9 protein-coding genes and 2 rRNA genes are annotated in these 19,004 nt (G+C 59.2%); 9 read left to right on the top strand and 2 right to left on the bottom strand.

Translation table 11 applies throughout. The annotated features are described in order from the left end of the window. Positions 1–392: 392 nt before the first annotated feature. From WJ12_RS00140 to WJ12_RS36685, 5 genes are all read left to right on the top strand, one after another. Positions 393–650 (top strand): Imm74 family immunity protein, encoded by a 258-nt coding sequence (locus WJ12_RS00140; RefSeq protein WP_059559533.1) that lies wholly within the window; start codon positions 393–395, stop codon positions 648–650. Positions 651–1,047: 397 nt separating this feature from the next. After that, positions 1,048–4,203 carry a type VI secretion system Vgr family protein gene (locus WJ12_RS00135; RefSeq protein ID WP_069245519.1) on the top strand — a complete coding sequence of 1,052 codons (3,156 nt, stop codon included), beginning with the start codon at positions 1,048–1,050 and terminating at the stop codon, positions 4,201–4,203. Between the two features lie 50 nt (positions 4,204–4,253). Further along, positions 4,254–8,975, top strand: a complete 4,722-nt coding sequence (locus WJ12_RS00130; RefSeq protein ID WP_059560201.1) for an RHS repeat-associated core domain-containing protein — start codon at positions 4,254–4,256, stop codon at positions 8,973–8,975. Positions 8,976–8,993: 18 nt separating this feature from the next. Then, positions 8,994–9,338, top strand: a complete 345-nt coding sequence (locus WJ12_RS00125; RefSeq protein ID WP_226104011.1) for a hypothetical protein — start codon at positions 8,994–8,996, stop codon at positions 9,336–9,338. 26 nt (positions 9,339–9,364) lie between these two features. After that, positions 9,365–9,538 (top strand): hypothetical protein, encoded by a 174-nt coding sequence (locus tag WJ12_RS36685; RefSeq protein WP_226104010.1) that lies wholly within the window; start codon positions 9,365–9,367, stop codon positions 9,536–9,538. A gap of 952 nt (positions 9,539–10,490) precedes the next feature. On the opposite strand, the gene WJ12_RS00115 is transcribed toward WJ12_RS36685, so the two are convergent. Beyond that, positions 10,491–11,249, bottom strand: coding sequence for an anti-sigma factor family protein (locus WJ12_RS00115; protein ID WP_059560203.1), 759 nt, complete (start codon positions 11,247–11,249; stop codon positions 10,491–10,493). Then, on the bottom strand, positions 11,246–11,767 hold the full coding sequence (locus WJ12_RS00110) for a sigma-70 family RNA polymerase sigma factor (RefSeq protein ID WP_034188234.1): 522 nt from the start codon (positions 11,765–11,767) through the stop codon (positions 11,246–11,248). Before WJ12_RS00110 ends, WJ12_RS00115 begins: the two co-directional genes overlap by 4 nt. Positions 11,768–11,925: 158 nt before the next feature. Between WJ12_RS00110 and WJ12_RS00105 the strand changes: the two genes are divergently transcribed. The 4 genes from WJ12_RS00105 to WJ12_RS00090 all read left to right on the top strand — a co-directional run bounded on the left by WJ12_RS00105 (position 11,926) and on the right by WJ12_RS00090 (position 18,929). Then, complete coding sequence (locus tag WJ12_RS00105) at positions 11,926–13,014, top strand: catalase family peroxidase (protein ID WP_059560206.1); 1,089 nt, start codon at positions 11,926–11,928, stop codon at positions 13,012–13,014. Continuing rightward, positions 13,014–13,544 (top strand): cytochrome b, encoded by a 531-nt coding sequence (locus WJ12_RS00100; RefSeq protein WP_167361859.1) that lies wholly within the window; start codon positions 13,014–13,016, stop codon positions 13,542–13,544. The genes WJ12_RS00105 and WJ12_RS00100 overlap by 1 nt, the downstream gene beginning before the upstream one ends. Positions 13,545–14,119: 575 nt before the next feature. Further along, positions 14,120–15,652 (top strand): 16S ribosomal RNA (locus WJ12_RS00095). A 395-nt stretch (positions 15,653–16,047) separates the two neighbouring features. Further along, a 23S ribosomal RNA gene (locus tag WJ12_RS00090) occupies positions 16,048–18,929 on the top strand. Together the 16S and 23S rRNA genes form the textbook arrangement of a ribosomal RNA operon. The last annotated feature ends 75 nt before the right edge of the window (positions 18,930–19,004 follow it).

The raw sequence follows: 19,004 nt of genomic DNA, 5'->3' as shown, positions 1-19,004 counted from the left end.
TCTGGATTCACAGTGGAACGATTGAGGATAGGTCGGCGAAGCGGCGAATCGACGAAAAGTTGTTCTGTGCTGCCGGGCGCTGTTCACGTCGCTCACCCAGGGTTATGCATTTCGCTTCATGTTGAAAATTCAGTGCGTTACGGAGGTTATCCACTGTGGGCCACAGGACTTGTTAACTATCACTACGTATATATACGAACCCTGTTAACACCTTTGGATAAGCACAGTCCGCCGACTGTGATCTGCTCGGGATATGCACTGCGTGCGGCGGGCAGAGGAACGAATCGGGAAGCTGTGAAGCGCTTGGGTGATACGTGAGCCGTCACATTTGTAGAATCGCTGGCATCCAGGGGAAGCCGTTCGTTGATGACTGAACCGCACGAGGTACAGTGATGACGTACAAAGTACTGATGGTCTCGCGCGGAGCGATCGATTTATCCGATGGCGTGCACGTCGTCCGCGTATTTGGCGAAGCGCTGCTGCCGATTGCGGACAACAGTCCTGCATTCGTCGTCTACGTCGACTCGATGAAGCACGTGGACCCAGGACATGATGAAAAGACGATCGATGCCGTCACACGCCAGGCCGTGATCTCAGCGATCACCGCGTATTTCTCGTCACGCCGGATGACAGTCGACTTCGAACCCTGATCGACGAAGGTGAAAACCGGCGCGATGAAATCGAAGAAAAAGCCGAGCAATGCGGGAGATGCTCACGCACCGGCTCGGTACGAGGATCCGGGCCGTGGCGCTCAGGCTCGATGACGATGCGGGTTTCCGGAAATAGTGGGAAGCGGGCGAGTTGATTGGCAGGTGCTGTCTACGAGAGACATTGAAGCACAGCGGCAGCGACGACATGCTGGCGTGAACCGAACGATGCGACAACGGCAGGTGCGATCCGCATCATGGATCGTGTGGCGCGTGTTCTGGTCATGTTTCTTTTCTTGGTCCGACGATTAACCATAACGTCCTGATTAAACGGTAAAATCCCGCCCGACAGAGTCACAGACACCATCCGAGGGTGCTGAAATAAAAAAAGGGCTGCATCATGAACATGCCGGACATCGGCGCCGCGCTTCGCGGCGGCTTGCTTCAGCAGGATCGTTTGCTCAAGTTGGACACCCCGCTGGGGGGCAACGCACTTGCCGTACAGCGCGCAGTCGGCCGATCGCAGATCGGCAGGGACTATTCGTTTACGCTCGACGTCGTATCGAGCAATGACAGCCTTGAACTCAAGAAGCTGATTGCTCAGCCTGCGACGCTCTGGATTCGGCTCGGGAACAGCGCATATCGGCCGGTCAGCGGCTACATCTACACCGCGCGCCGGCTTGGCGCGAACGGTGGGTTGACGACCTATCAGCTCGAGTTGCGCGCCTGGATGCACGTGCTCCGGTTTCGCCGGGACGAGAAGATCTGGATCGACAAGAACGTCGAGGAAATCATTTCCGACGTACTTGGCATGCATCCGGAAGCGCGCGGGCGGTTCCGCTTTGCCTTGTCACAGCCTTTGGCGAACCGTTCGTACACGCGACAGAGCGAGACGGACTGGAACCTCGTACATCGGTTGATGGAAGAGGAGGGGCTTTACTGCGCGTGGCAGCAAGCCGACGACGGCAAGTCGCATACGCTCGTGATCACCGACAACCTGCAGGCGTTCGCGCCGCTGTCGCCGGAAATCGTGCGCTTCTACCGCGGTGGCACGGCGGGCGAAGCGGACGCGTTCACGCAATGGTCAGGCACACGCACGCTGCAGAGTGTGACGCTCACGACGCGCACATTCGATTACAAGAATCCTGCACAGCCGTCGAACCCGAAGGGCACGTCGTTGCCGACGATGGCCGGCCAGGGCGAGTTGCCGGATCAACTCGAAGTCTACGAGTACACCGGCGCTTATACGTATCTGGACCAGGCCCGTGGTGATCATCTTGCGAAGGTCAAGATGGAGGGATGGGAGTCGCAGGCAAAGCGCTTCCATGCCGTGGGCGGCGTGCGCGCGATCGACGCCGGCCGACGCTTCACGCTGGCAGACCATCCCGAGCATGATCGTGATTCCGCCGATCAGCGGGAGTTTGCCGCAATCGAGGTCGCGTGGTGGATCGAGAACAACCTGCCCGTATCCGGTAGCGATTCGGATTTCCCGCACAGCTTGAAACGCTCGCTCGACCAGACGCGAGCACGTTACGAAAACACGCCTGGGCTTCAGGTATCACATGACGACGGATCGGTCGGTTTCTATCTGGTCGAGGTCGAGGCGCAGCGCGTGAGCGTGCCGTATCGCAGCCCGTTCGAGCATAAAAAACCGGAGATGCACCTCGAAACGGCAATCGTCGTTGGACCGCAGGGCGAGGAGGTCTATACCGACGAACTGAACCGGATCCGTGTGCAGTTCGTATGGGACCGGTTGAATCCGGCCAACGAGAACGCGTCGTGCTGGGTACGCGTGGTGCAGTCGGATACGGGCGGCGGCTACGGCGGCGTGCACGTGCCGCGCATCGGCGAGGAAGTGCTGATCGACTACGTCGGCGGCGACTGCGACCGGCCGCTGGCCGTCGGGCGCGTGTACAACGGCGCGAACCAGCCGCAGTGGCATAGCGACGGGATCCTGTCCGGCTACCGGTCGAAGGAGTATTCGGGCGGCGGCTACAACCAGCTCGTGATGGACGACGCGACCGGGCAGAACCGCGTGCAGCTGATGAGCAGCAGCGCGAACAGCCTGCTGCATCTCGGCTACCTCATCGACCAGAACGGCAATTCGCGCGGGTCGTATCTCGGCAGCGGGTTCGACTTGCGCTCGGATGCGTACGGCGCGGTGCGGGCGAGCCAGGGCCTTTACGTGACGACGCACCCGAAGGCGCCGAACAGCCAGCCGCTCGACGTGAAGGACGCGCAGCAGCAACTCGTGACGGGTGAAAGCCTCGTCGAAGCGATGTCGGGTGTGAGCGAGCAGCATCAGGCGGAAAGCCTGAAGGAAGCGCAGGACACGATGCGCGCGTTCACCGACGCGACGCAGGACAGCAAGTCGGGCAGCGCATCCGGCGGGCGCACGGCAGGCGGCGGCACGGGTAACGCGAACGCGTTCAAGGAACCGGTGATGCTGTTCGGCAGCCCGTCGGGAATCGGGATGTCGACGCAGCAGTCGGTGCATGTCGTCGCGAACGATCATGTGAACGTGGCGAGCGGGCAGAGCGTGCATGTCGCGGCGGGCAAGTCGCTGATCGGGAGCATCGGGCAGAAGCTGAGCCTGTTCGTACAGAACGCGGGGATGAAGCTGTTCGCGGGCAAGGGCAAGGTGGAGATCCAGGCGCAGTCGGACAACATCGAGGTGACCGCACAGAAGGCGGTGAAGGTCGTGTCGGCGACGGATCGCATCGAGATCGCGGCCGATCAGGGGATTCTGCTGACGAGCGGCGGGGCGTACATCCGGATCAAGGATGGCAATGTCGAGGTCCATGCGCCCGGAAAGATCGACGTGAAGGGGGCGTCTCATACGTTCGCGGGTCCGGCGAGCATGGGGTATCCGTTGCCGAGCCCGCGGCCGGATCAGCCGGGGCAGCTGGAGTTGCTGCATCAGTACGCGAACGGCGAGGGTTTCAAGGGCGGCAAGTTCACGGTGCTGGACGCCAGCGGCGGCGTGTTGCGGGAAGGCGCGCTTGATGCGAAGGGACATACGATCGTGAGCGGCTTGCCGGCCGGCGCTGTGCAGGTCCAGTTCGGCGAGGATCCGCGCAATCAGTACGATCCGTCGAGCGTATTCAAGACGGCGCAGTGGCCAGCGAAACCGATGCAGGGAGCGGATCCGACCGCGACGGCGATGTCTCAACTCGGCGGTCTGCTGCCGCCCGGGGCACTACCGGCTGCGACGAAGTTGGCGGCTATCGCGGGGCAGGGCGCGCAAGGTGGTATCGGGAAGGCGTTGAGCGGACAGGCGATGGGGCTCGCGCAGGGGGCGCTCGCAAACGTGTTGCCGTCGGGCGCGATGGGTGCGATGTCGGGGGCGACCCAACTGGCCGGCATGGCGGGGCAGGTTGCCCAGGGAGGTGTGGGTCAGGCGATGAGCCTCGCCAAAGGTGCCCTTGGCAGTGCTTTGCCGTCTGGTGCCAGTGCGGCCCTTTCGCAGGCCAGCCAACTCGGCGCCGCAGCCCAGCAGGTCGGTGCGCTCGCCCAAGCCGCGCGCAGTGCTGTGCCTGCGCTGAAGGTTCTCTGAGTATCCGCTCGCGCAAGGCGCGACCCACCACTTTCGAATAAAGAACAATCATGACCGCTTCTTCGGGCGTCATTCTTCCCAAGCCGACCGAGGTCTACGTCGCGCCGTTGCTGCAGATCGAGACCATCGATGTAAAGGCTGGCGTCAAGGCCTGTGACCGATGGTTGCGTGCCATCAGCCACGACTTCATCACCATCGAGCGGCTCGAGATGGTTGCCAACGCGCTGCCGGTGGTGGCGAATATCATGGCAGCCGTCGATCTCGTGCTCGATATCAAGGACATGATCGAGCATGGGCAGAGTGGCAAGCATCCCGATGTGTTCGATTATCTGAACCTCGGTCTGGACCTGATCGGCATCATCCCGATTCCGCCCGGTACTGCCGAATTCCGGATGGGTGTGCGTCCGGTGATGAAGCTCGTGCGGCAGAAGGTCGTCGAAAGCGGCAAGGCACTCGGTGAAGCGACATTGCAGGTCATGCAGACCGCACTGCTGCAGGCACTGATCGATAGTCTGAGCGAGCAGTTCGCCGGCCGTATTCAGAGTTTCGTCGATGGCGTGAAGAAGGAGCTGGACAACCTGCTCAAGACCTGCGCCGATTACATCGAGAAATTCATGATCGGCTTCGCGCGCCTGTTCGAGGAGGTGGCGGGCGAGAAGCAATTGAGTGTCGCGCACAATGTGCGGGCGGTTGGGCAGCATGCGGGCCAGGTTGCATCTGGCTTCGCGGCGCATGATGCACGCAAGACGTTTGCGGGGCTCGGTCATTTGATCGTCGACTTTGTGAAGATCGAAGCAAAGGAGCTCATCAACACCGGGACGCAGGCGGCGAAAGTGCTCGATCTCAAGTATCGCGAGCCGTTGCTGAACGTTGCGAAGGCGTTGCGCACCATGATCCCGGTGGTCAAGGAGAAAATCCTCGCGCTGGGCGGTATCGACGCCGGCAAGATCGGCTGGTTGATCAACCTTATCCAGACTGCCATCGACAAGAAGCGCGATGCGTTGCGTAAGCAGAAAGTGCATTCGACTGGCATCAAGGAACAGGGCACGACGAAAGTTCATCGTCATGAAGGTGAGGGGCAGAAGGAGACGGTCAGGCATACGGAACCGGCCCAACATCCGGGGCCGAACGACAGCAAGCTGATCTGTCCGCGACCTTCGCCGCCGGTTGCGACGAAGCGTTCGGTGGGATTTGCGCTGGGCGACGAGCGACTCGAGCACCACGATTTCACGTTGCCCGGTGTTCTTCCCATTACCTGGACACGGACTTATCGATCGTTTTTCGACGCGAATGATTCGGGCGGAGAGCTTGGTGCACGCTGGATTACGGCATACACCACGCGTATCGATGCGCATCGGGATCGATTTACGTACCACGACGCGACAGGCCGCAGCATCGACTATCCACCGCTTGCGCCTGGCGACGCCCATGTTGACCGGAGCGAGGGCGTGACGTTGTTGCGCCTCGACGACACGTGGATCACGTTGACGCGGGGACATGAACTGCTTGAGGCCTATGAATTTCGCGGCGACGCATTTCGTCTCGCCTTCGTCAAGGACCAGTCGGGCAACCAGGTCACGCTCGACTACGACGATCGTCATCGACTGACGCGGTTGATTACGCCGACTGCGATCGTTGCCTTCCATTACGACGAAAAAGGGCGGATCGTCGAGGCAACCCATCATGATGCCGATGGCAAGCGTATCGATACGCTGGCACGTTATATGTATGACACGGACGGCGATCTCATCGTGGCGATCGACCGGAATGGAGGTCGTCGCGAATACGTGTACCGTCACCACCTCATTACACGCTATACGGATCGAACCGACCGTGCGATGAACCTAGAGTGGGACGGTACGGGGCCGAAATCGAAATGTGTTCGCGAGTATGCGGATGACGGCAGCTTCGACACGCGACTTGCATGGCATCCCGACTTCCGCATGGTCAGCGTGACGGACGCGCTCGGCAACGTAACGAAGCATTATTACGATCTGCATGGCTACACGTTCCGCATCGTCCATCCGGATGGTCGAGAGGAATGGATGTATCGGGATGCTTATCATAATCTCGTACAGCATACCTATCCGGACGGTGGCGTGGAACGCATGTCCTATAACGAACACGACAACCTTGTCCGGCATGTTCGTGTAGACGGAAGCGTGACCGAGATGGACTACGACGACAAGGACCATATGGTTCGAATCGTCGATCCCCAGGGTGCCGTGTGGTTGCGTGAATATGACGACGCGGGGCGCGTCACCGTCGAAACCGATCCGCTCGGACACAAGACGACATATAGCTACAACGCACAAGGCTTGCCGGTAGAGGTGACCGATGCCAAGGGTGGCGTCAAGGTCATGGCGTATGACGACGCGGGCCGGTTGATCTCACATACGGACTGCTCGGGCAAGACGACGACCTGGGCCTATGACGTGCAGGGTCGATTGACCGAAGAGACGGATGCGTCAGGCGGGGTAATCGCGTATCGATATGGCAGCAATGGGCGGCTCGAAGCAATTCGCACGGCAGCCGGTACTCGACGTGTTCAATACGACGCCGAAGGACGCCTGCTTGCGATCACGGACCCGATGGAGCGTACATCGCGCTACAGCTATGACGTTGCGGGGCGCGTCGCGGTGCGCACCGATGCGCTGGGGAACACGCTGAGTTACGGCTACGACAGGCTCGGGCGTCTGGTGAGATTGACCGACTCGAATCATGCGACCTATCAGTGCATGTACGATCCCGTTGGCCGGCTGCTCGAGACCGTCGGCTTCGACGGTACGGAAACGCGCTATGTCTACAGTGAAGACACCGGCTATGTATCTGCCATCGATGTAGCCGGGAAGATCACCCACGTCGAATTCGATCGCGGAGGCCGGCTGGTACGACGGACGTGCGATGGTAACGAAGAGCGGTTCGCCTACGATGCGCTCGGTCGACTCGTCGACGCGCAAAATGCCTGCAGTCGCATCCAGCATTTCTTCGATCCCGCGGGAAACCTGGTGCGGGAGCATCACGCATATGATCTTTTCGGCGAACAGCGCAGTTACGTCTGGCATCACACGTACGACCAATTGGGCACGCGTATCGGTACGGTGCGGCCGGATGGACACAGGATCGACTGGCTCACGTATGGATCAGGGCACGTCCACGGGATGTTGCTCGACAACGAAGCGCGCGTGAATTTTGAACGTGATGATTTATATCGCGAAGTTCAACGAACCTACGCGAGCAAGCTCGAACAGCGGACCGAATATGACCCGGCCGGCCGCTTGCTGAACTGGACGCTCCATCGCGAGAAGGCCCCCGCGCCGTTGATGGCCCGGCATTATCGCTACGACGCCGCGAGCCAGATCACCCATATTGAGGACAGCCGGCGAGGATTGTTCGACTATCGATACGATCCGGTCGGGCGGTTGATCGAAGCGACCGGGCACGGCAGTGCCGAGCGTTTTGCCTTCGACCCTGCCGGCAACCTTGTCGATGCCGGCAGCCCGGAACATGCGCGCACGTCAGCGCCGCCGAGCCCGGTTCGATCGGTCAGCACGCTGCCTCCTGCGGTGCCGAAAGTGCTCGGCAACCTGCTGAGGGAATATGCCGGTTCGCGCTTCAGTTACGACCCGCAAGGGAATGTCACCGAGAAACGAACGCCGGAAAGCGTGCAACGCTTTGAATGGGATGCGTTCAATCGATTGGTTCGTGCACGAATCGAATCGCCGGCGCGCCAGACCGATGCGCGGTATTTCTACGATGCCGCGGGCAGACGAATCGCGAAGGAGGTCGACGGGATCGCGACGATATTCGGCTGGGACGGCAACCGGCTCGCTTATGAGAGCGATCGCGAGCGCAGTACGCACTATGTGTACGAAGCGAATTCCTTTGTGCCGCTTGCACAATACGTCAGCGTACCTGTCGGTGGAATCCCGACTCCGACGCGTGATGGTTCGGCACGTTATGCGTCCGAAGACGATCCATTGCAGCGGATTCCGGTCTCGGAGGCGGACGCTCACCTGTATTACTACCACTGCGATCAAGTCGGCACGCCATTGATGCTGACCGACGAACTCGGTGAGGTTGTGTGGGAGGCGACTTACAAGGCGTGGGGTGAAGCGAAGGAAATTGTTTCACGCGTCTCGCGCGCATCCGGGCACGCGGTGCGGAACGCGATTCGTTTTCAGGGGCAGCAACTGGATGACGAGACCGGGCTCGCCTATAACCGTCACCGCTACTACGACGCCGCGACGGCACGCTATGTCAGTGCCGATCCCATTGGCTTGTTGGGGGGCGTCAATCAATATCGCTATGTGTTGGCGCCGACCGGGTGGGTCGATCCGCTGGGGCTGAGCGAAGATCCTTGTTGCAACTGCGGCGGCAAGGCGATTATCCGGCACTACGACACCGATTCGGCGACCGGGCATTACACCGTAGAGGTGGAGAGCGGCTATATGTCGGTTCACACGCATCAGGTGACGGACAATGCGGCCGGAACCACCAAGATCGTGAACGAGAGGCGTGAGCGCTATATGACCGGTGACCCGATTCTGCATACCGCCGAGGTTCCGTTGCCTGACGCAAAGGCAGCCATGGCCTATCAGCAGTCTCAGATCGGAAAGACGCTTGGCGAGTATGACGAGCGTACGAACAGTTGTGTCGACCATGTCGCGAATGTGCTTCGAGCCGGGGGAGCGGATGTTCCGAAGGGGCCCTTGGGTCAGATGAGATATCTCGGAAAGCTGGGTTTCAAGGCAAAGGTAAAGAAGGAATGAGATATCCGGGCGACCGGATTGGAAATCAAAGGTGAAATGATGCCGCTGGTGAATTGTTCATATCACGGACATGTCGGAGGCGAGCTCGTGACTCGTGCCGTGTCCGATCTCGTCAACGATCGTGGCAACTGGAAGGGTGGCCACAGGGTCGTGCCGCTAACGCTGGTGCGCGATGAGCTCGAGTTTCCTGGCTACATGCTCGAATCCGAAGAGACGAAACTGCTTGAATTGGGTGGGACGCGTGAAGGAGGAGGCGTCTATCGGTTCGACGACGACGAGTCGATGGAAACAGCGATCGGATTGTTGACGGCAACGTGTGTTGAATGCCTGAGGGAATTGATGGCCGGGCAGGATGCAGGGTAGAAGTGTGGCGACTTCGGGGAGGGGCGATGACCCAATTGAATTTCGGCGTGGTTGATCGATACTCAGTCCAGCTCAATACCGCGACGCTGCTCGGCCCGAAGGCCGCCTATGAGGACTTTGCGAAGACCGGGCAGGACCTGCGCAACTTCGAGATCTACCTTGAGGACGAAGGTGCAGCGAGGGTCGATCCCAAACCGTAGGATCACGTCATCGGCATTACGTTCATGGCGAAACTGATTCCCGGCATGCGGGGGCTTGGCGACGCAAACCGGCTCGGGAAGTCGATCCATTACGTCATTTCGCCGGAGACGGGCGGGATTCTCGGGACTTATTTGACCAAGTGACTTCGGAGACGGTGGAGGTGATCGGCCTTCGCATGTGGATAACCAAGGCACAAAACGATGCGAAACGCTGTGAAAGCAGAAGGTGAGCGTGCAGCCGGATCGCAGGCCAGGCGTGGATTTCGGTGAATTCTGATCGTGAAGAGCCGAACCGAATGCGCGAGCGCACAACTGGATGGAGACGGCCGACTCGACTACCTGGACGCATGCGGAATGTGCGTCGTGTCTCGTACGCTTGTCGGCGGCCCGTATGTGGACAACTCACGCATCCGACCAGTCGAATTGCTGTGCATCGAACAGGTGAGCGCCTTGCATTCGGCTACGCGAATCAGCCAGAACGCCTTTTCTGACAAGGATTTGCCGGAATGGAGCTGGTGGTGTGGAGCGTGTTCGCGGTGATTGAACGCCTTGTGGATATCGAGCAGCCAAGACACTCGAAATCCTGTGCAGCCAATGGGTGAGGGTAAGCGAATTCGGTGCGGATGTTCGCGTTATCTCACGGGTTGTGGATATCGCGCACCCAAACAACCCGAAACGCTGTGCAGACCCAAAGTGAGTGGACCGATCGATGTCCGCACGGAGCGCCACTATGATCGATGTGGACATCCCGCTCCGCGGCAACTTGAAACCCTGTGATTCCAAAGGCGAGAGTACCGAACGCACCCCTTCGATATGGAAAACCAACCAGCAAAGTCAGTTGGAACGCTGTGCAATCAACCGGTGAGCGTTGTCGCATCCAAGCCCGCCGAGCCACACCGCATAAGGCCCTGCCGCCAACCACCGATCTCCAGCCGGGCGCGCATCGTACCACTCAAGTCTGCTGATCGAGCGCCTGCACGACCGCCTTTTCCCCGAGGCTCCCCGCCGGCCCGACCACCGCATAGTTGAGCCCGTTCACCGATCCATACCGCGCCAGCAGCGCGCCATCCACGCGTTGCCCATTCGGCAGCAGCCGATGTTCCGATTCCGCCGGCCGGAGATAAAAGCTCAGCGTCTGCCCGGCGTCATCCTGGTAGAGCACCATCGCGGCCGTGGCGCCGCTGTCCGTCGTGAACAACCGCCCACCGACCGGCCTGAACCCCGCCGCGCTCAAATCCGGCAGCTTCGCCGATGCGCCCACGCCTTTGGTGAGCCATCCCTGCAAATCGCCCGCACCGGTCGGCCGGTAGTCGACCTTGGCCGTCCGATCGACCACCATCATCCGGTAAGCCTTGACCGCATCGCTCATCGGCGCGATGGGCGGCGCCGCGTTCCACCCGCGCGCCTGCCATCCGCCGAACGTCCCGAGCCCGACGCAGAACACGAACGAAGCCGCCATCGCGAACCGCATCCGCGAGCGTTCCGCGCGCCGGCCGCGAATCGCCGCCGGATCCAGCGCGGGGTTGTCGGGCGGCATCCGCACGCTTTCCAGCGCGGCCCGCAACCGCTGCGCATCCTGCTGCCATTGCTTCACCTGTTCCGCGCGCTCCGGATGCAGCGCGAGATAGCGCTCGACCGCGGCGCGCGCATCGTCGTCGAGCTGGCCGTCGACATAGGCGTGAAGGTCGTGTTCGTTCGGAGGCGTGTTCATTTCTTCATCAATCGCAAGGAAGGAGCGGGAAGCTCGCCGTCGCTGAGCTGGCGCAGCGCCTGGCGCGCGCGGGAGAGCCGCGACATCACGGTGCCGATCGGCACCTCCAGCAGGTCGGCGGCTTCCTGATAGGTGAAGCCCTCGACCGCGACGAGCAACAACAGGCTGCGCTGCTCGTCCGGGAGCCGGCCAAACGCTTCGAGCGTCGCGCGTGCCGTGAATTCGCGTTCGGCGGAGGGCCAGTGCGCTTCGTCGTCGTCCTGGATACGGCCGAGCAGCCACGCGTAGCGCTTCGCGCTGCGTTTCCCGTCGAGGAATTGCCGATACAGGATCGTGAAGAGCCAGCTGCGCAGCGATGCGTCGTCGCGACGGCTCGTCCAGCGCGACAGCGCGCGCTCGAGCGTCGACTGGACGAGATCGTCGGCCGCATGGACATCGCGCGCCAGCCAGAGCGCGAAGCGTCGCAGCCTGGGGATGAGTTCGCGTAATGCTTCGTCGTCGAGGGCGGTGGAGGGCATGGCCGGGCCGGTTGCCGAAAGGGTCGTGGATGCCGCGTAGGACGTCGGCCGGCATCGATTATTCCCTCCAGCATAGGAAAAATTTTTTCGTGGAATAAAGCGGCGCGGGCGGCGTCCTACGCGGGTTCGACAATGATCTGACGATCGGGAGCGCATTCATGAAGCAATCTTCCTCTTCTTCGCCGCAGCGCGAGCCCGGGCGCGGGTGGTGGCGCTGGGCCGTGATCGGCGGCGCGGTGGCCGGCGTGGCCGTCGCGTTCGGCTATGCGGGTGGCTGGCTCGCACCGGCCCGTCTGACCCCGCAGCGGCTCGTCGACGCGCTGCAGACCAACAGCGGCGTCCACCCCGGCTTCCGGCGCAATCACGCGAAGGGCGTGTGCGTGACCGGCTACTTCGAGGGCAACGGCGCCGCGAGCGCGTATTCGGTCGCGCCGTTCTTCAACGCGGTGCGCACGCCGGTGGTCGGGCGCTTCGCGCTGCCGGGCGGGAATCCGTACGCGCCCGACAGCAGCGTGCCGATCCGCAGCCTCGCGCTGAAGCTCACCGCGCCGGACGGCGAGCAATGGCGGACCGGGATGAACGCGATGCCGGTGTTTCCGGTCGCGACGCCGCAGGCATTCTATGAGCAGACGCTCGCGACCCGCCCTGATCCGAAGACGGGCAAGCCCGATCCGGCGAAAGTGAAGGCGTTCTTTGGCGCGCATCCGGAGGCGGGCGCGTTCCTGCAATGGGTGAAGAGTGCGAAGCCGAGCGCGAGCTACGTCACCGAAAGCTATTACGGGTTGAACGCGTTCTACTTCGTCGACGCGGCCGGCAAGCGCCAGGCGGTGCGGTGGCGCGTCGTGCCGGAGCAGACGGCCGGCGCCGGCGACGTCGCGACGGCCGCGGATCCGAACGTGCTGCAGCAGGACGTGACGCAGCGCATCGCGGCTGGCCCGCAGAAGTGGAAGCTGCTGGTCACGCTGGCGGAGCCCGGCGATCCGGTGGACGACGCGACGAAGGTCTGGCCCGCGCAGCGCACGACGATCGACGCGGGCACGCTCGTGCTCGACCGCGTGGAGGCGCAGGACAGCGGCCCGTGCCGCGACGTGAATTACGACCCGACGGTGCTGCCGCAAGGGATCCAGGTGTCGGGCGATCCGTTGCTGGCGGCGCGCTCGGCGGCGTATGCGGATTCGTATCTGCGGCGCACGAGTGAAGAGGCCGGGGTGGCCGGCGTGGCCAGGTTGAGTTCGGAGGGACGGTGATGAAGGCTTCTACGACGTTTGGTTTGCCGGCGCGGCTGCTGCACTGGGTGATGGCCGCAATGATCCTCGCGATGCTGTTCATCGGGGTGGGGATGGTGGCGTCCGTTTCCGAACGGCACGAGATCCTGGTGGCGATTCACAAGCCGCTGGGTGTGGCCGTGCTGGTGCTCGTGTGTGTGCGGATCGTGGTGCGGGTGCTGTCGAAGCCGCCCGCGTTGCCCGAGGATCTGCCGTGGTGGCAGAAGGTGGCCGCGCACGGGTCGCATCTCGTGCTGTATGCGCTGATGGTCGCGATGCCGCTGATCGGCTGGGCGATGCTGTCGGCGGGCGGGTATCCGGTGACGCTGGGCGGCGGCGTGCAGCTGCCGGCGCTGGTGTCGGCTGATCCGGTGACGTTCGCGTGGCTCCGGGTCGCGCATCGCGTGCTCGCGTATCTGTTCTTCCTGACGTTCCTCGCGCACTTTGCCGCGGCGCTGTATCACGGGCTGATTCGGCGGGACGGCGTGGTGAGGGCGATGGTGGGGCGGTAATCGACGGAAGTTGCGTTCGATGCGGCGGGGCTGTTCAAGGGCGACCGAGGCTGCGCCTGCCGTGTCGCCTGTATATGAGCACTGGGAAAGCTCAGCGGCCCCCGCCCTAGCATGTCAAAAATATTTCACAAAAGGGGTTGCGGAGACCGGGGCAGATGCATAGAATCACGCCTCTTTCGCGCTAACGGAAACACGGCGCGGGGGAAGAAGAGGGAAGCGGTGCTGTTGAAGTCGGTTTTATCGATTCCAGTGCACGCGAAATTAAACCGCAGTCGTCGCAACGAAGTAGTTAAAAAAGTTGTTGACGAGTCTCAAAAAACGGTTGATAATCTCGCTTCTCTGCTGCTGAAAACGCAGCGCTGCCGGGAAACACGATGTTTCTCGCAGATTGCTCTTTAAAAATTAACAGCCGATAAGTGTGGGCGCTTGATGACAGCGAGCTGATCCTCGGATCAGATAGCGAAAGTATCAAGAGTCTCACACTAAAGTAAGTCAGGTTTATGAAGTGATTCATATTCCTGTCAGCTTTGAGTGAGCGACCGGTTCTTAACCGAACCGAAAACAGTAACAGGTTTAAACTGAAGAGTTTGATCCTGGCTCAGATTGAACGCTGGCGGCATGCCTTACACATGCAAGTCGAACGGCAGCACGGGTGCTTGCACCTGGTGGCGAGTGGCGAACGGGTGAGTAATACATCGGAACATGTCCTGTAGTGGGGGATAGCCCGGCGAAAGCCGGATTAATACCGCATACGATCCATGGATGAAAGCGGGGGACCTTCGGGCCTCGCGCTATAGGGTTGGCCGATGGCTGATTAGCTAGTTGGTGGGGTAAAGGCCTACCAAGGCGACGATCAGTAGCTGGTCTGAGAGGACGACCAGCCACACTGGGACTGAGACACGGCCCAGACTCCTACGGGAGGCAGCAGTGGGGAATTTTGGACAATGGGCGAAAGCCTGATCCAGCAATGCCGCGTGTGTGAAGAAGGCCTTCGGGTTGTAAAGCACTTTTGTCCGGAAAGAAATCCTTGGCTCTAATACAGTCGGGGGATGACGGTACCGGAAGAATAAGCACCGGCTAACTACGTGCCAGCAGCCGCGGTAATACGTAGGGTGCAAGCGTTAATCGGAATTACTGGGCGTAAAGCGTGCGCAGGCGGTTTGCTAAGACCGATGTGAAATCCCCGGGCTCAACCTGGGAACTGCATTGGTGACTGGCAGGCTAGAGTATGGCAGAGGGGGGTAGAATTCCACGTGTAGCAGTGAAATGCGTAGAGATGTGGAGGAATACCGATGGCGAAGGCAGCCCCCTGGGTCAATACTGACGCTCATGCACGAAAGCGTGGGGAGCAAACAGGATTAGATACCCTGGTAGTCCACGCCCTAAACGATGTCAACTAGTTGTTGGGGATTCATTTCCTTAGTAACGTAGCTAACGCGTGAAGTTGACCGCCTGGGGAGTACGGTCGCAAGATTAAAACTCAAAGGAATTGACGGGGACCCGCACAAGCGGTGGATGATGTGGATTAATTCGATGCAACGCGAAAAACCTTACCTACCCTTGACATGGTCGGAATCCTGCTGAGAGGCGGGAGTGCTCGAAAGAGAACCGGCGCACAGGTGCTGCATGGCTGTCGTCAGCTCGTGTCGTGAGATGTTGGGTTAAGTCCCGCAACGAGCGCAACCCTTGTCCTTAGTTGCTACGCAAGAGCACTCTAAGGAGACTGCCGGTGACAAACCGGAGGAAGGTGGGGATGACGTCAAGTCCTCATGGCCCTTATGGGTAGGGCTTCACACGTCATACAATGGTCGGAACAGAGGGTTGCCAACCCGCGAGGGGGAGCTAATCCCAGAAAACCGATCGTAGTCCGGATTGCACTCTGCAACTCGAGTGCATGAAGCTGGAATCGCTAGTAATCGCGGATCAGCATGCCGCGGTGAATACGTTCCCGGGTCTTGTACACACCGCCCGTCACACCATGGGAGTGGGTTTTACCAGAAGTGGCTAGTCTAACCGCAAGGAGGACGGTCACCACGGTAGGATTCATGACTGGGGTGAAGTCGTAACAAGGTAGCCGTATCGGAAGGTGCGGCTGGATCACCTCCTTTCCAGAGCTTCTCGCACAAGTTGAGCGCTCACGCTTATCGGCTGTTGATTAAGACAGAAAGACTGTCTGTTAGCGGTTTTATCGGCTATAATGCCGGCCGCTTTCGATAATCTTCAATGAAAAACATTCGAATGATGATTTATTCGAGTCTTTCTCATTGGCGATTGAGCCAGTCAGAGGATATCAACGGATATCGGCTGTCGTTCTTTAACAATCTGGAAGAAGTAAGTAATTTGGATAGCGGAAGCGTCTTGAGATGGACGTGGAAACTATCCGGGTTGTGATTGTATCGATGTATCTCAAGATGATTCGAACTCTATGTTTGACTCAATTGGAATACGGCACAACGCGAGAACTCAACCTGTAGCGGCTGTCGATGAGACAGACTCGTTATAGGGTCAAGCGAACAAGTGCATGTGGTGGATGCCTTGGCGATCACAGGCGATGAAGGACGCGGTAGCCTGCGAAAAGCTACGGGGAGCTGGCAAACGAGCTTTGATCCGTAGATGTCCGAATGGGGAAACCCACTCCTTTTGGAGTATCCATGGCTGAATACATAGGCCATGCGAAGCGAACGCGGTGAACTGAAACATCTAAGTAACCGCAGGAAAAGAAATCAACCGAGATTCCCAAAGTAGTGGCGAGCGAAATGGGATGAGCCTTGCACTCTTTATTTGTATTGTTAGCCGAACGCTCTGGAAAGTGCGGCCATAGCAGGTGATAGCCCTGTAGGCGAAAACAGTATGAAAGAACTAGGTGTGCGACAAGTAGGGCGGGACACGTGAAATCCTGTCTGAAGATGGGGGGACCATCCTCCAAGGCTAAATACTCGTGATCGACCGATAGTGAACCAGTACCGTGAGGGAAAGGCGAAAAGAACCCCGGGAGGGGAGTGAAATAGATCCTGAAACCGCATGCATACAAACAGTCGGAGCCTCGTAAGGGGTGACGGCGTACCTTTTGTATAATGGGTCAGCGACTTACGTTCAGTAGCAAGCTTAACCGTATAGGGCAGGCGTAGCGAAAGCGAGTCCGAATAGGGCGTTCAGTTGCTGGGCGTAGACCCGAAACCAGGTGATCTATCCATGGCCAGGATGAAGGTGCGGTAACACGTACTGGAGGTCCGAACCCACTAACGTTGAAAAGTTAGGGGATGAGCTGTGGATAGGGGTGAAAGGCTAAACAAACCTGGAAATAGCTGGTTCTCTCCGAAAACTATTTAGGTAGTGCCTCGTGTCTCACCTTCGGGGGTAGAGCACTGTCATGGTTGGGGGGTCTATTGCAGATTACCCCGCCATAGCAAACTCCGAATACCGAAGAGTGCAATCACGGGAGACAGACATCGGGTGCTAACGTCCGGTGTCAAGAGGGAAACAACCCAGACCGCCAGCTAAGGTCCCCAAATATAGCTAAGTGGGAAACGAAGTGGGAAGGCTAAAACAGTCAGGAGGTTGGCTTAGAAGCAGCCACCCTTTAAAGAAAGCGTAATAGCTCACTGATCGAGTCGTCCTGCGCGGAAGATGTAACGGGGCTAAGCTATATACCGAAGCTGCGGATGCGTGCTTTGCACGCATGGTAGGAGAGCGTTCCGTAAGCCTGCGAAGGTGCGTTGAAAAGCGTGCTGGAGGTATCGGAAGTGCGAATGCTGACATGAGTAGCGATAAAGGGGGTGAAAGGCCCCCTCGCCGTAAGCCCAAGGTTTCCTACGCAACGTTCATCGGCGTAGGGTGAGTCGGCCCCTAAGGCGAGGCAGAAATGCGTAGCTGATGGGAAGCAGGTCAATATTCCTGCACCATTGTTAGATGCGATGGGGGGACGGATCGCGGAAGGTTGTCCGGGTGTTGGAAGTCCCGGTCGCTGCATTGGAGAAGGCACTTAGGCAAATCCGGGTGCGCAATTCAAGGGTGTGGCGCGAGCTCCCTAGGGAGCGAAGCAATTGGAAGTGGTTCCAAGAAAAGCCTCTAAGCTTCAGTCTAACGATGACCGTACCGCAAACCGACACAGGTGGGCGAGATGAGTATTCTAAGGCGCTTGAGAGAACTCGGGAGAAGGAACTCGGCAAATTGGTACCGTAACTTCGGGATAAGGTACGCCCTTGTAGCTTGACTGGCCTGCGCCAGGAGGGTGAAGGGGTTGCAATAAACTGGTGGCTGCGACTGTTTAATAAAAACACAGCACTCTGCAAACACGAAAGTGGACGTATAGGGTGTGACGCCTGCCCGGTGCCGGAAGATTAAATGATGGGGTGCAAGCTCTTGATTGAAGTCCCGGTAAACGGCGGCCGTAACTATAACGGTCCTAAGGTAGCGAAATTCCTTGTCGGGTAAGTTCCGACCTGCACGAATGGCGTAACGATGGCCACACTGTCTCCTCCCGAGACTCAGCGAAGTTGAAGTGTTTGTGATGATGCAATCTACCCGCGGCTAGACGGAAAGACCCCATGAACCTTTACTGTAGCTTTGCATTGGACTTTGAACCGATCTGTGTAGGATAGGTGGGAGGCTATGAAACCGGAACGCTAGTTTCGGTGGAGCCGTCCTTGAAATACCACCCTGGTTTGTTTGAGGTTCTAACCTTGGCCCGTGATCCGGGTCGGGGACAGTGCATGGTAGGCAGTTTGACTGGGGCGGTCTCCTCCCAAAGCGTAACGGAGGAGTACGAAGGTACGCTAGGTACGGTCGGAAATCGTGCTGATAGTGCAATGGCATAAGCGTGCTTAACTGCGAGACCGACAAGTCGAGCAGGTGCGAAAGCAGGTCATAGTGATCCGGTGGTTCTGTATGGAAGGGCCATCGCTCAACGGATAAAAGGTACTCTGGGGATAACAGGCTGATACCGCCCAAGAGTTCATATCGACGGCGGTGTTTGGCACCTCGATGTCGGCTCATCTCATCCTGGGGCTGTAGCCGGTCCCAAGGGTATGGCTGTTCGCCATTTAAAGAGGTACGTGAGCTGGGTTTAAAACGTCGTGAGACAGTTTGGTCCCTATCTGCCGTGGGCGTTGGATATTTGAAGGGGGCTGCTCCTAGTACGAGAGGACCGGAGTGGACGAACCTCTGGTGTACCGGTTGTCACGCCAGTGGCATCGCCGGGTAGCTATGTTCGGAAGAGATAACCGCTGAAAGCATCTAAGCGGGAAACTCGCCTTAAGATGAGATATCCCTGGGGACTAGATCCCCTTGAAGGGTCGTTCGAGACCAGGACGTTGATAGGTCAGGTGTGTAAGCGCAGTAATGCGTTCAGCTAACTGATACTAATTGCCCGTAAGGCTTGATCCTATAACAAGTCTGTTTTACAGACAGCGGTTGAATGACCGCGATGTGCTGATACGCACAACCCCAAAATTACTGCTT

This window comes from Burkholderia seminalis, from assembly GCF_001718535.1.
Lineage (GTDB): Bacteria > Pseudomonadota > Gammaproteobacteria > Burkholderiales > Burkholderiaceae > Burkholderia > Burkholderia seminalis.
Note: the sequence above shows the minus strand (reverse complement) of the source record. Positions and strands in the feature narration are given on the sequence as shown.